Origin of the sequence: Flavobacterium qiangtangense (assembly GCF_042658345.1) — a bacterium.
Classification (GTDB): Bacteria; Bacteroidota; Bacteroidia; order Flavobacteriales; family Flavobacteriaceae; genus Flavobacterium; species Flavobacterium qiangtangense.
Window position 1 is genome coordinate 357,930 of record NZ_JBHSQB010000007.1, and the last position, 14,576, is coordinate 372,505.

Annotated in this window: 11 protein-coding genes; 9 read left to right on the top strand and 2 right to left on the bottom strand. The window is 36.1% G+C overall.

What is annotated here, in order from left to right:
• Nucleotide 1: 1 nt before the first annotated feature.
• Nucleotides 2–2,638: an alanine--tRNA ligase gene (gene alaS, locus ACFPVY_RS09430; protein WP_379791733.1), complete on the bottom strand. Its 2,637-nt coding sequence runs from the start codon at nucleotides 2,636–2,638 to the stop codon at nucleotides 2–4.
• A 204-nt stretch (nucleotides 2,639–2,842) separates the two neighbouring features.
• On the opposite strand from alaS, the gene ACFPVY_RS09435 reads away from it, so the two are divergent.
• The 6 genes from ACFPVY_RS09435 (at nucleotide 2,843) to ACFPVY_RS09460 (ending at nucleotide 6,831) form a co-directional block, all read left to right on the top strand.
• Nucleotides 2,843–3,820 carry a M23 family metallopeptidase gene (locus ACFPVY_RS09435; RefSeq protein ID WP_379791734.1) on the top strand — a complete coding sequence of 326 codons (978 nt, stop codon included), beginning with the start codon at nucleotides 2,843–2,845 and terminating at the stop codon, nucleotides 3,818–3,820.
• The gene (locus ACFPVY_RS09440; RefSeq protein ID WP_379791735.1) at nucleotides 3,820–4,152 is read left to right on the top strand and encodes a MerR family transcriptional regulator; all 333 of its coding nucleotides are present in this window, start codon (nucleotides 3,820–3,822) and stop codon (nucleotides 4,150–4,152) included. Before ACFPVY_RS09435 ends, ACFPVY_RS09440 begins: the two co-directional genes overlap by 1 nt.
• Before the next feature lie 46 nt (nucleotides 4,153–4,198).
• Nucleotides 4,199–4,927: a hypothetical protein gene (locus tag ACFPVY_RS09445; protein ID WP_379791736.1), complete on the top strand. Its 729-nt coding sequence runs from the start codon at nucleotides 4,199–4,201 to the stop codon at nucleotides 4,925–4,927.
• Nucleotides 4,928–4,989: 62 nt separating this feature from the next.
• Nucleotides 4,990–5,577, top strand: coding sequence for a LemA family protein (locus tag ACFPVY_RS09450; protein ID WP_379791737.1), 588 nt, complete (start codon nucleotides 4,990–4,992; stop codon nucleotides 5,575–5,577).
• A 12-nt stretch (nucleotides 5,578–5,589) separates the two neighbouring features.
• Nucleotides 5,590–6,027, top strand: coding sequence for a TPM domain-containing protein (locus tag ACFPVY_RS09455; RefSeq protein ID WP_379791738.1), 438 nt, complete (start codon nucleotides 5,590–5,592; stop codon nucleotides 6,025–6,027).
• Nucleotides 6,028–6,831, top strand: a complete 804-nt coding sequence (locus ACFPVY_RS09460) for a TPM domain-containing protein (RefSeq protein ID WP_379791739.1) — start codon at nucleotides 6,028–6,030, stop codon at nucleotides 6,829–6,831.
• A 397-nt stretch (nucleotides 6,832–7,228) separates the two neighbouring features.
• Here ACFPVY_RS09460 and ACFPVY_RS09465 read toward each other — a convergent pair whose 3' ends face one another.
• On the bottom strand, nucleotides 7,229–10,033 hold the full coding sequence (locus tag ACFPVY_RS09465) for an outer membrane beta-barrel protein (RefSeq protein WP_379791740.1): 2,805 nt from the start codon (nucleotides 10,031–10,033) through the stop codon (nucleotides 7,229–7,231).
• Nucleotides 10,034–10,498: 465 nt separating this feature from the next.
• Between ACFPVY_RS09465 and ACFPVY_RS09470 the strand changes: the two genes are divergently transcribed.
• The 3 genes from ACFPVY_RS09470 to ACFPVY_RS09480 all read left to right on the top strand — a co-directional run bounded on the left by ACFPVY_RS09470 (nucleotide 10,499) and on the right by ACFPVY_RS09480 (nucleotide 14,454).
• Nucleotides 10,499–11,653 (top strand): 5-(carboxyamino)imidazole ribonucleotide synthase, encoded by a 1,155-nt coding sequence (locus ACFPVY_RS09470; RefSeq protein ID WP_379791741.1) that lies wholly within the window; start codon nucleotides 10,499–10,501, stop codon nucleotides 11,651–11,653.
• Between the two features lie 79 nt (nucleotides 11,654–11,732).
• On the top strand, nucleotides 11,733–12,215 hold the full coding sequence (purE, locus tag ACFPVY_RS09475) for a 5-(carboxyamino)imidazole ribonucleotide mutase (RefSeq protein WP_379791742.1): 483 nt from the start codon (nucleotides 11,733–11,735) through the stop codon (nucleotides 12,213–12,215).
• A 202-nt stretch (nucleotides 12,216–12,417) separates the two neighbouring features.
• Nucleotides 12,418–14,454, top strand: a complete 2,037-nt coding sequence (locus tag ACFPVY_RS09480; RefSeq protein WP_379791743.1) for a M3 family metallopeptidase — start codon at nucleotides 12,418–12,420, stop codon at nucleotides 14,452–14,454.
• The last annotated feature ends 122 nt before the right edge of the window (nucleotides 14,455–14,576 follow it).

The window sequence follows — 14,576 nt, forward strand, 5'->3', positions numbered from 1 at the left end:
TCTATTTCACAAAGTCAACTGCTTTTTCTAAAGCTTCCTTGATTCCGGCAACGTTCTTTCCTCCTGCTGTTGCAAAGAAAGGCTGTCCGCCACCGCCACCTTGGATATATTTCCCTAATTCACGAACAACTTTTCCGGCATTTATATTTTTTTCTGCGACTAATTCTTTTGAAATATAACAGGTAAGCATTGGTTTTCCTTCATCGGCTGTAGCCAAAACCAAGAATACATTTGTTCCCAAAGTTCCCAATTCATAAGCCAAATCTTTTGCAGCTTCAGCGTTTAAATCAACTTGTTTTGCCAAGAATTTCACACCGTTGATTTCTTGGATTTCTAAAGCCAATTCTCCTTTCAAGTTTTTCGCTTTTTCTTTCAATAAAGCTTCCACTTGCTTCTTCAATTTTGCATTTTCATCTTGCAATGAAACTACGGCTTTCAATGAATCTTGCGGATTTTTCAGCGCTTCTTTAATTTCTTTCAAAGCCACTTCTTGCGATGCAAAAAATACTTTTACGCCTTCATTGGTAATAGCTTCTATTCTTCGGATTCCTGCTGCAACTGCTCCTTCCGAAACAATTTTAAAGTGCCAGATCTCTGCTGTGTTTTTCACGTGGATGCCACCGCAAAGTTCCATGCTTTCTCCGAATTTTATCGCACGAACATTGTCACCATATTTTTCTCCGAACAACGCCATTGCGCCTTCTTCCACGGCTTGCTTAAACGGAATATCTCTTCTTTCGATCAATGGCAAATGTTCTTGAATTTTCTCGTTTACGAAGTTTTCCACCAATTCTAATTCTTCTTCGGTCACTTTTGCAAAATGTGAAAAGTCAAAACGCAGGTGATTTGGAGAAACCAACGAACCTTTTTGTTCCACGTGCGTTCCTAAGATATGGCGCAACCCTTGATGCAACAAGTGCGTAGCCGAGTGATTGCTTGCTGATTCGCTTCTTAATTTCGTATTCACCAACGCCATGAATTTCCCTTCTGGATTTTCTGGAAGCTCTTTTGTGAAATGCAAAATTAGGTTGTTTTCTTTCTTCGTATCTAAGATTTCGATGGCTTGGTTTGGCGTAAAAAGTGTTCCTTTATCACCAACTTGACCACCTCCTTCTGGATAAAAAGGTGTGTTGTCTAAAACGATTTGGTACAATTTACCGTCTTTTTTAGAATCTACTTTTCTATATCTTGTGATTTTTACTTCTTTTTCGACTTCGTCATAACCTACGAAAGTTTCAGTATTTCCTTCTACCAAAATTGTCCAGTCATCTGTTGAAGTTTCAGAAGCAGCACGAGATCTTGTTTTTTGCTTTTGCAATTCTGAGTCAAATTCTGCTTCGTTATAAGACATTCCTTTTTCTTTCAAAATCAAGGCTGTCAAATCTTTTGGAAACCCGAAAGTATCGTATAATTCAAACGCTTTTGCTCCAGAAACTTCTGCTCCTTTTGTGTCTTTAACAACATTTTCTAGCAACTGCAATCCTTGGTCCAAAGTTCTTAAAAACGAAGCTTCTTCCTCACGAATTACGTTGGTAACCAAGTTTTGCTGTGATTTGATTTCTGGGAAAAATTCGCCCATTTGATTGGCCAAAACCGCCACCAATTTGTAAATAAACGGTTCTTTTGTATCTAAAAATGTAAATCCGTAGCGAATCGCTCTACGCAAAATTCTTCTGATTACGTAACCAGCTCCTGTGTTTGAAGGCAACTGTCCGTCAGCAATCGCAAACGCAACAGCACGAACGTGATCAACAACCACACGAATTGCGATGTTTGTTTTGTCTTGCTCTTCGCTTACATTTTTAATTTCGTTTGAAGTATATTTTCTTCCTGTAATTTTTTCAACTTCTTCAATAAGCGGTGTAAAAACATCGGTATCATAATTAGAAGTTACGCCTTGCAAAGCCATGCACAAACGCTCAAAACCCATTCCGGTATCGACGTGCTGCGCTGGTAACTTTTCAAGCGAACCGTCAGCTTTACGGTTGAATTCCATGAAAACGTTGTTCCAAATTTCCACCACTTGCGGATGGTCATTGTTCACCAAACTTTTTCCGGAAACCTGTGCTTTTTCTTCCGCAGTTCTTAAATCTACGTGAATTTCTGAGCAAGGACCACACGGACCTTGGTCGCCCATTTCCCAGAAATTATCTTTTTTATTTCCTAAAATGATTCGGTCTTCATCGATCAAAGTTTTCCAGATATCCCAAGCTTCCTGGTCAAAAGGCACATTTTCCGCTGGATTTCCTTCGAAAACAGAAACGTATAGATTTTCCTTCGGAATTTTATAAACTTCCGTCAATAATTCCCAAGCCCAATTGATAGCGTCTTTTTTGAAATAATCTCCAAACGACCAGTTTCCAAGCATTTCGAACATCGTATGATGGTAGGTATCAAAACCTACATCCTCTAAATCATTGTGCTTTCCTGAAACACGAAGACATTTTTGCGTATCGGCAATTCTCTTGCTTTTTGGCGTGGCGTTACCCAAAAAATATTCTTTAAACTGCGCCATTCCTGAGTTGTTGAACATCAAGGTTGGGTCATCTTTTAGAACAATTGGCGCCGAAGGAACAATCAAATGTCCTTTGCTTTCAAAAAATTGTAGAAACTGCTTTCTGATATCTTGTGATTTCATTGAAAATTGGTTTAAGGTCTTGGGTTTAAGGTTCAAGGCTTTGCGAAGCGATCTTGACCGTCAACATTTTAAATTTATTATTACAAAATAAAAAGGCGAACGAATGAAACATTTATTAAATTTGTTCGTCTAACTATATATCAACCGACAATTAAATTGCATCAGCATTGATATTTACGGTGCAAAAATAGCATATTTTAAAATATGAAAAAGGTAAAATATTATTACGATACCGAAAATTTAGCTTACCGAAAAATCAAGCCGAAGAAAGGACAGAAATTAGGCGTAATTGCTTTATTTTTATTGGCTTCGGGATTGTTTGGATTTTTATGTTTCGTAATTTTGATAAATACGCCATTTTTTGAAACTCCTAAAGATAGACTTCAAGCTCGCGAAATTGAGAATATGAAAATCAATTATGCGCTTTTGAATAAAAAAATGGATCAAGTCGATGAAGTTTTAGAAAGTGTTGCTGAAAGAGACAATAATTTATACCGAGTTTATTTCAACTCGTCACCGATTCCGGAAGAACAGCGAAAAGCGGGTTTTGGAGGAGTGAATCGTTACAAAGCTTTGGAAGGTTATGACAATTCAGAATTGGTTGTCAGTACGACAAAACGTGTTGATGTCATCTCAAAAGAATTAGTCATTCAGTCAAAATCTTTGGACGAAATATTGAAATTGGCTAAGGAAAAAGAAAAATTATTGGTAGCAATTCCAGCGATTCAGCCAGTTAAAAATGAGAACTTAAAGTCGATGGCGTCTGGGTTTGGCTACCGAAGCGATCCGTTTACCAAAATCAGAAAGTTTCACGCAGGAATGGATTTTTCTGCCAAAACCGGAACTCCGATTTATGCGACTGGCGACGGTGTTGTGGAACGCGCAGACAACACCGCGTCAGGTTATGGAAACCATATTGTTATTCGGCACGGATTTGGATACGAAACATTATACGGACATTTGAGCAAATACAAAGTCAGAGCCGGGCAAAGAGTCAAACGTGGCGACGTGATTGGTTATGTGGGAAGCACGGGACGTTCAGAAGCGCCGCATTTGCATTATGAAGTACACAAAAACGGGGAAGTCGTAAACCCTTTAAATTTTTATTACGGAAATATTTCGGCGGCAGAATTTGCAGCCATTTCAAAATTAGCGAACCAAGAAAACCAATCTTTAGATTAATGCATTTAGACTTACCAACAGACAAAAGATATTACAGCATTGGAGAATTGGCCAAGGCTTTTGACGTAAACGCCTCACTAATTCGTTTTTGGGACAAAGAATTTGATATTCTGCAGCCCAAGAAGAACGCAAAAGGAAACCGAATGTTTACTCCCGAAGACGTGAAAAACCTGCAATTGATTTATCATCTGGTAAAAGAACGCGGCTTTACTCTGGAAGGCGCGAAAACGCATTTGAAAGAAGGACAGAAAAAGACTTTGGATAAATTTGAGGTGATTAGTAAGTTGGAATCTATTAAGGCGCAGTTGAGTAGTATTAAGAATGCGTTGTAGATAACCGAAAAATATATTTGTAGAATTTTGTAAAGAAAGAAAACTAATGAAAATTAAAAAAATTAATTTTAAAAAATATCGTGCTATTAACGAATCAGGCAAAATCAAAAAAATTCAATTAGAGCAAAATCACATCTTAGATTTAAATATCTATGGAGATGAAATTCAGAATATCCTTTGTGATGTTTACGGAAATGAAATTTCAACTTGGAAAACAGAATATAATGATATTGGCAAAATTTCTAAAAGCTATAATGATTCAAACTCAAAAAAAAATTTTCATTATAACGAAAATGGTTTATTGATAGAAATGCTATTTTTCTTTAATGAACAAATTGAGTATAAATTACAATATGAATATGATGACGAAGAAGGCGGAACAGGAGATTTAATTTCAGAATACCGCATTGATGAGAAAGCACAAAATTTCACTAAAACATTATATGATTTTGATTCAAGCGGAAATAATTTAGAACGTACCAGGTTAAAACAAAAAAATGGAATAACAACTAATGAAAAATTCTACAAGAATGGACAACTCACTCATGAGCATTTTTTCAGTTATGATTTAGGTGAAAAAACATCTACTATTTGTTATACTTATGACCTTTTTGGAAACCTCATTAAAAAGGATTCTTATTTTGCACCTGATGGGAATGCCAGCGTTGAAGAATATGATTATGAATTCGATAATTATCAAAATTGGACAAAACAAATTGTGAATAAAAACTCAATGTCCCCAATAGTTATTGAAAGAGAAATTCAATATTTCTAAACGAAAATAAAATTATTTAAACAAAAACAAATCAATAAATAAACTCTAAAAACAAGAACAAAATGAAAAGATGGTTAATACCTGTAGGAATTATTATTGCGTTAATAGTAATTATCGGATTCTGGGTTGTGGGAATCAAAAACACAGCTTTGAAACACAATCAAGCCGTTGGAAAAGAATGGGGTAACGTGGAAACAGCGTACCAAAGAAGAAATGACCTTATCGGAAACTTGGTAAACACGGTAAAAGGTGCCGCTGATTTTGAAAAAGGAACGCTGACTGCTGTTGTAGAAGCTCGTGCAAAAGCAACTTCTGTGACAATTGATCCAAGCAATGTGACTCCAGAGCAAATGGCACAATTCCAACAAGCGCAGTCGAATGTTTCTTCTAGCTTATCAAGATTATTGGTTTCTGTGGAAGCATATCCGCAATTGAGAGCGAACGAAAACTTCTTGAAATTACAAGATGAATTGGCAAGCACAGAAAACCAAATTTTGACCGCAAGAACACGTTTTAACGAGCAAGTTCAAGTATATAACGGTTATGTACTTACAATTCCAAACAGTTGGTTTTTGGGCGGTTCTTATCCTGAAAAACCATATTTCAAATCTGTGGAAGGTGCTGAAAAACCAGTAGAAGTAAAATTCTAAAAACGAAAACCGATGTCAAAAGTAGAAGATTTTTTAACTTCTGAAGAAGAGGCTGAAATTGTAAAAGCGATTTCTCAGGCTGAAAAAAACACTTCGGGAGAAATAAGAGTCCACATCGAAAATCATACAGAAAAACCTCCGCTTGAAAGAGCTCAGGAGGTTTTTCATTTTTTAGGTATGGATCAGACTTCCTTGCGAAATGGAGTCCTTTTTTATGTGGGCGTTGCCGATCATGCTTTTGCCATCATTGGTGACGAAGGCATTGATAAAGTTGTGGAAAGTGATTTTTGGGATTGTACAAAAGATACGATAATTTCAAATTTTAAAGAGAAGAAATATAAAGAAGGTTTGGTTGCCGGAATTTTGAAAGCTGGCGAAAAATTGGAACAGTATTTCCCATTCACAGATGGCGACAAAGACGAATTATCTAACGAAATATCAAAAGGATAAATGAAAATTTTAAATTTAAAAAGCGCCTTTTTCCTGTCGGTATTTTTGTTGGTTCAAACTTTGGGATTTGCGCAGTATGACATTCCTCCTGTTCCAAAATTTCAGACCAGTTTATATGATTATGCCGGAATAATGAATGCTTCGGAGAAGGCAAATTTGGAAGAAAAACTGATCAAATATTCTGATTCGACTTCTACTCAAATTGTAATTATCACGATTGAATCTTTAAAAGGAGAAGATATTGGAATCCTTACACCAAAATGGGGACAAGCTTGGGGAATTGGCGGCTCGAAAGATAATGATAACGGCGTTATTGTGCTTTTAGCAGAACAAGAACGCAAGATCTGGATTTCTGCCGGATATGGCGTTGAAGATCGTTTATCTGCAGGAATTATTGGAGAATTGACAAGAAACGTAATCATTCCGGAATTTAAGGCTGGAAGTTATTACAAAGGCCTGGACAAAGGGACGGATGCTATTTTTGAAGTCTTAAAAGGAAAATATAAAGGAACCAGAAAACAAGATTCTGGAGAATCGAATTCAGGTGGTTTGATTTTCTTTATCATCATTTTTGTGGTCTTGATTTTTATTATTTCTAAGAATAAAAACAATAAAAACGGTGGAAATCGCGGTGGCGGAATGGATTTGGCTGACATTATCATCTTGAGCAGTCTGGGTCGCGGAAGCGGTTCTGGCGGTGGCTTTGGTGGTTTTGGAGGCGGTTCTTCTGGCGGTGGCGGTGGATTCGGCGGTGGATTTGGCGGTGGCGGCTTTAGTGGCGGTGGCGCTGGAGGAAGTTGGTAAACCTGTTTTAAAATATTTAAAAAGCTTCGCTGTATTGCGGAGCTTTTTTTTTGCTTTTCTTCAGACGCGGATTTTGAATAATGACGCGGATTTTCGCAGATTTCTTCCTAACAGGCATTTCTCCTGTTAGGTTTAATTTATAGAACAAAGAAACAACTGGTGTAATCTTTATACCTAACAGGTTTTTAAACCTGTTAGGATATCGACAACGATTAGTACAGACGTTTACTGAAAATTCAAATGGTTTCTCCCATAGCCCTGATGGTTGCAACTATCCTTTTGTTCTGTGGTTCAGAACAAAAGATAGTGCATCCAGCAGGAAAATGGTCAGCAAATATGCCTTCACTTTCGCTTCAAAAAATAAAAAAGTCAAGAGATGAAACCCGACTTTACTTTCTTAAAACATTTGAATTCCGCCGCCCTTTTTTTCTTTTCCGGCGAATTTTTCGATTTTATAAGTTAGCGAAAACATAACGTATCGTTTCAAAACGTCGTTTTCTTCGTCGCGGATTGTGGTGGCAGAAATGGTTCGTGTTGTGCTTAAATTTTGGTTCAAAACATCATAAACTTTTACTTTTGCGAGTAAGGTTTTGTTCAAGAAATTGTAGCCCAAACTGGTGTTCCAAAGGTAAAAATCTTTCTTGAAACCGTCGGCGATATTTGAGTTGTACGTGTATCCAAAATCGTTCCCGAAAACAAAATTCTTTGGAAAATATGTTGTGGCTTGTAGGTTAAATTTGTGCGTGAAATTTGAAGCTTTGTCTAAAATATAGTTGGTGTATTCTGTCTCTCGATACGTAAAATTATAGGTTGGATTTAAGGAAATCAGCTCGCCATAATCATAGTTAAAAGAAAGCTTTGGCGTGATTCTCTTGCTCTTTGCGTCAAACAATTGACCGTCTGTAAAACCTTTGTTTATGTCATACGAACCGCCTAAACTTAATCCGAATTTATACGAATGTGCTTCGTTTTTTAGCGCTTTGTTCCAGCTTGCACCAAACCAAGAACTGAAAGTTCCCGAAACGTTTTTATATGTGGTTGTTCGCTTGTTACTTTCATCAAATGTCGTGGAAGAGACAATTTGGCTGTCATAAAAATTACCGCCCATATAAATATTAAATCCGGTTTTTGTGGCAAAATCATAATCTCGCAAACTCATGTAAACATAGTGGCTTTTATTGGGATCAAGATCTGGATTTCCGATGTAAGTATTCAAAGCATTTGAAAGGTCTGCAACAGGCAAAATTTCATTTGGATTTGCAAAATCTACTTCGTAGCCGTAGTTCATCCAAAAGGATTTTGACTTTGTAAATTTGTAATTTCCGTATAATCCCACACTTGGAAGCACATAATTTTTTACCAGATTTGTCGCGTTATTCAAATACAGTGAGCTACTTTCAAATTTTGAAATTGCCGTTCCCATGTTCAAACCAAAATAAAAATCTTTCTTAGTCATACCGATAAACATGTACGGATTTACAGTATTTGTCGTGGACGAAAGAAAATTTGTAAGCAACTCATTTCGAACCGAATATTCGTTTGTTGTCGCGTCAAAATCAAAACCATCTCTATTTTCTGAAGTCTTGTTGTTTTTATATTTTAAAGTAAAACCAACTTTTAACGAATCGGCAACCGGTTCAAAATATGAAAATTCTGCCGTGTACGTATCTTTTAATTTTCGGTTTTTCAAGATTTGATTTCTTGCGTCTATCGTTGAATCATCGAAAATTCCGTCGTTGTCAGTATCGGTGTAAAATGTTGTCGTTGTGTTATTTAAACTATTTAAATCCTCTTTTGTATTGTCATTTTCAAAACCAACTTCGATTGATCTGCCTTTTTTCTTAAACGATTTGTAAAAATAAATGGAGTTTGCAAAATTCAAATTATCGGTTTCATCAAAGGTATTTCCCACGCTTTCATTTGCAATCTGATTTGTCTCATTCGTAGAAAATTCAGAAAGATTTTTTGAGTATCTTGATTTTGCTTTGACAAATTTTGGAGCCACATAAATTGAAGTTGTCGAATCGATTTTATATTCAAAATTGTAATTGAAATTATGGGCAAATTTATCGTCAACAGTTTTTGAATTTGACTCTGTAGTGAAATTTCCGGTTGGCCTTAAATTGATCTGCTTGGTTCTATTGTTGTTTTTTGAATTGGCATCTGTATAAAAATAGCTTCCGTTTGCGTCGAGATTTTTGAACCATTCGTCGGCATAATTTAATCCGACCATGTTTGAAACGGTGATTCCAGCGCCTCCGCCAAAACGCATTCCGTTAATTCCAAAGCTTCCGTTGTCGCTCGTGTAAATTGAGTTATTTCGGCCGCCGCCCATGCTATCAAAAATTTCATTCATCGAAAATCCGGTAGAATTGATATTATTTGAAGAAGCCAGAACGCTAATTTTTCTCTTGTTTTTAAAATAATTGACCAAAAAACTGCTTTCGTATCTATTATCGGAACCATAACCTCCCATAAATTTTCCGAAAAATCCCTTATTTTTATCTTCATCAATTGTCAAGTTGATGCTGGCATTATTTGAGCTCGCCTTCTCGCCAGAAATCTCTTCTTTTTTAGATTTTGTGTCTGTAATTTGAACTTTGTTGATGATTTCAGAAGGCAAATTTTGGAGCGCAATTTTTCCGTCTTTGTCAAAAAACGGTTTTCCGTTTACAAGAACTTGGTTGACTTCTTTTCCGTTGACCGTAATCTTTCCTTCGTTATCGATTTCAACGCCGGGTAATTGCTTAAGCAACGCTTCAACATTGGCATCTGGCCGAACTTTAAATGACGAAGCATTGAATTCTAAAGTGTCATTTTTGATTCGGATCGGTGGTGCTTCGCCAGTTACCACAACTTCTCCCAACGTCGTCACGTCATCATTAATCAAAAGTTCTCCCAAGTCTAAATTTGCTTCCAAACTCTTAAATTCTTTTTGAAAGGTTTCAAAACCAATTGAAGAAACTTTGACGATAAAAGGTTTCGTTTGTTTTTTTACAGAGAAGTTGAAACTTCCGTTTTTATCAGAAATCGTGTAGTCAATCATCGTTGAATCTTTTGCAGATGTCAAATAGACAGTTGCAGATTCGATTGGTTTTTTATCAACAGCGCTCAAAGTCTTTCCTTTAATTGAAAAATTATTTTGGGCAGAAGCGATAATCGAAAAAAGGAAAAAAGTTAAAAATAGAATGATTTTTGGCACTGAATGAGGGTTTTAAGTTTTAGTTTGTAAGAAAATAAAAACAGCGAATTAATACAATTATTGTCAATAAAAATATTTTATTTTATAATTTTTAACGATTTATGACGAAATGTTAAAACCCAAAAATAGTTACAAACAAATTGGTTTCAATACAAATGATTCTGATGGCGGCTGTAATTCGTGTGGTTTATTTTTAGAAAACCGAAACATTACTTTTCAGTCGATTGAAGGAATTGTTTATTTCAATCCTAATTTGATTAAACCGCGTTTACCAACCAGTGAAATTTTTTGAAAGAAGCTGAAGTTTATTTAAAAAAATCAATTTAAAAGAAAATTGTCTGAAGTTTTTACGATCAAAACAAAAAAATTTTACGATCTCATTTAAATTTTACGAATCGTCTTTATTATTAGCTATTGCCGATTGCTTTTCAATAGTTATCTTTGCCAAACACAACACACAAAACAATGAACTACTTTTCTTCCGATTTCAAGCTCGGTATTTTAGGCGGAGGCCAATTAGGAAAAATGCTCTTGGCAGACACCCGAAAATTTGACATCCAAACTTATGTTTTAGATCCAAGCGAAGAAGCGCCAAGCCGAATTGCCTGCAATAAATTCTTCCAAGGAAATTTGATGGATTTTGATACCGTTTATAATTTCGGAAAAAATGTGGATGTCCTGACTTTTGAAATTGAATTGGTCAATATTGAAGCTTTAGAAAAATTAGAAAGCGAAGGCGTAAAAGTCTTTCCTTCTCCAAAAACCTTGCGAGGTATCCAAAACAAAGGAAAACAGAAAGATTTCTACGTAGAAAATAATATCCCCACAGCGCCACATAAAAGATTTAAAGATCTAAAAGATTTAAAGATTGAAGTAGAAAACGCTGCCGTTTCTCTTCCATTTGTATGGAAAAGCGCTGAATTTGGTTATGACGGAAATGGCGTGAAAGTCGTTCGCTCTGTTTCAGATTTAGAAAATCTTCCCAATGTGGAATGTATTGCCGAAGAAATGGTTCCGTTTAAAAATGAATTGGCTGTAATTGTGGTTAGAAATCCAAAAGGTGAAATCAAAACTTATCCGGTTGTGGAGATGGAATTTCATCCGGAAGCCAATCAAGTAGAATATGTAATTTGTCCTGCAAGAATTGACGAAAAAGTCGCTGAAAAGGCAAGAGCAATCGCTTTAAATGTTTCCGAAAAATTCAACCACGTTGGACTTTTGGCTGTGGAAATGTTCCAAACTAAAGACGACGAAATTTTGGTCAATGAAGTCGCTCCAAGACCGCATAATTCTGGCCATTATTCTATCGAAGCCAGTTATACTTCACAATTCGAAAACCATTTGAGAGCAATTTTAGATTTGCCTCTAGGAAATACCGACAGTAAAGTAGCCGGAATTATGGTAAATTTAGTTGGCGAAGAAGGTTTTTCTGGACAAGTAGTTTATGAAAATATCGAAGAAATCTTGGCGATTGATGGTGTAACACCGCATATTTATGGAAAACGTGAAACGCGTCCGTTTAGAAAAATGGGACACGTGACAATTGTCAATGAAGATATTACGAAAGCTAGAAAAATCGCAGAAGAAGTGAAGAAATTGATTAGAGTAATTAGCAAATAGATTTTTAGATAGTTGGACCTCTTAGATTTTTAGACTTTCGACTTTTGACATTCAGACTTTAAGACTTAAATAAATAAAAATGAGCAAAGTAGCAATAATAATGGGTTCCATTTCAGACATGCCAGTCATGCAAGAAGCCATCGACATACTGAAAGATTTCAACATCGAAACAGAAGTTGATATCGTTTCGGCACACAGAACGCCTGAAAAATTATTCGATTTCAGCAAAAACGCACATACAAGAGGAATTTCGGTAATCATTGCCGGAGCTGGCGGTGCTGCACATTTACCAGGAATGGTGGCTTCAATGTCGCCTCTTCCAGTAATTGGAGTTCCAGTAAAATCGAGCAATTCTATTGACGGCTGGGATTCTGTTTTGTCGATTCTGCAAATGCCAGGTGGCGTTCCCGTTGCAACTGTGGCCTTGAACGGGGCAAAAAATGCTGGGATTTTGGCAGCACAAATTATCGGAAGTTCTGATGCTTCCGTTTTAGACAGAATTATTGCTTATAAAGAAAATCTGAAACAGGCTGTTATTAAAGCTTCGGAAGGATTAAAATAGCAAGTTTCGAAGTTTTTTCAAACGCAAAGAGACGCAAAGTTTTTCGCAGAATTTCGCAAAGCTACCTTGGCTTTTCATTCTTTGCGAGACCTTAGCGAACTTTGCGTTTAATTTTTTTTATAACGTCAACGTTTTCACAACAATCTTTCAAATCTATCTCCAATTTCATACTTTTGAAATCAATCATAACGAAATTCATTACATGTCAATACTCACACAAAAATTCACGACACAACACGATACCGCTCCTTTTTCCCAAATTAAAAACGAAGATTTTCTTCCCGCTTTTAAGGACGGAATCGCAACTGCAAAAAAAGAAATCGACGAAATAATTGCCAATCCAGAAGCGCCAACTTTTGAAAACACAATTGAAGCAATGGATTTCAGCGGTTCGACTTTGGACCGAATTTCAAGTATTTTTTTCAATTTACATTCAGCAGAAACCAATGATGAAATCCAAAAAATTGCTCAGGAAGTTTCGCCACTTTTATCCGAATTCGGAAATGATATTCGATTGAATGCGGATTTATTTCAAAGAGTAAAAACGGTTTATGACAATAAAGAAAACTTGAATCTGAATGCAGAACAAACAACTTTATTAGACAAAAAATATAAAAGTTTTTCAAGAAACGGTGCCAATTTATCTGAAGAAAAGAAAAATCAACTTCGCGAAATTGACAAAGAATTATCAAAATTGAGCTTGGAATTTGGAGAAAATGTTTTGTCTGAAACACAGAATTTCCAGCTTCACATTACAGACGAAAAAGATTTGTCAGGTTTGCCAGAAGGAACAATTGAAGCAGCAAAAGAATTGGCCAAAAGCCAAGAAAAAGAAGGCTGGATTTTTACTTTAGATTATCCAAGTTATGTTCCGTTTTTGACGTATGCGGACAATCGTGAATTGCGTAAAAAAATGGCAATTGCTTTTGGTTCAAAAGGTTTTCAGAAAAATGAATTTGACAATGAAGAAATTGTTTTGAAAATTGCAAGATTACGTTTTGAACGCGCAAAACTTTTAGGTTATGCTTCGCACGCACACTTTGTTTTGGAAGAAAGAATGGCGGAAAGTCCAGAAAAGGTGACAACTTTTTTGAATGAATTATTAGAAAAAGCAAAACCTGCAGCTGAAAAAGAATTTGAGCAATTGAGGAAATTTGCCAAAGATTTAGACGGAATTGAAGAATTGGAAAAATGGGACGGGGCGTATTATTCTGAGAAATTGAAACAGCAATTATTCAATTTAGATGATGAAAAACTGAAGCCTTATTTCAAATTAGAAAATGTTTTAAACGGCGCTTTTACTGTCGCAAGTCGTTTGTATGGTTTGACTTTCGTCGAAATTAATTCGATAGAAAAATACCATCAAGATGTAAAAACGTATGAAGTAAAAAATATTTCGGGCGAATTGGTTTCCATCTTTTACGCCGATTTTTTCCCAAGAAAAGGAAAACGAAACGGCGCTTGGATGACTTCGTTCAAATCGCAGTATGTTTTGGGAGGAATCAACGAAAGACCGCATATTTCGATTGTTTGCAACTTTACAAAACCAACAGAAACAAAACCTTCTTTATTGACTTTCAACGAAGTAACTACGTTATTTCACGAATTTGGGCACGCTTTACACGGAATGTTGGCCGACACGATTTACCCAAGTTTGTCAGGAACCAGCGTTTTCTGGGATTTTGTGGAGTTGCCGAGCCAGATTTTTGAAAACTGGTGTTATGAGCCGGAAGCTTTGGCTTTGTTCGCGCACCATTATCAAACGGGCGAATTAATTCCGACAGAATATATCCAAAAAATTAAAGAAAGTGCAAGTTTCCAAGAAGGTTTGGCAACAATGCGACAGTTAAGTTTTGGACTTTTAGATATGGGCTGGCACGGACAAGACCCGACGGAAATTAAATCGGTTAAAGATTTTGAAACCGCGCAATTTGAATCTACAAAATTATATCCGGATGTGAAGGAAAATGCGATGAGCACTTCGTTTTCACATATTTTTCAAGGTGGTTATTCTTCAGGATATTACAGTTATAAATGGGCGGAAGTTTTGGATGCCGATGCTTTTGAATTCTTCCAAGAAAAAGGAATTTTTGATGCGGAAGTTGCCAAAAGATTCCAAGAAAATGTACTTTCAAAAGGTGGAACTGAACACCCGATGATTTTGTACAAACGCTTCCGCGGAAGCGAACCAAAACCAGATGCTTTGCTGAAACGAGCGGGATTGTTGAAGACTTCTTAGATTTTTAGAATTTTAGATTATTATTGAGATGGATTGCTGGATTATTTCTGGCAATCCATTTTTAATTTTAGCATCGAATTAAAATTTTTCTTACTAATAAATTATATTTATATATTTGTTTT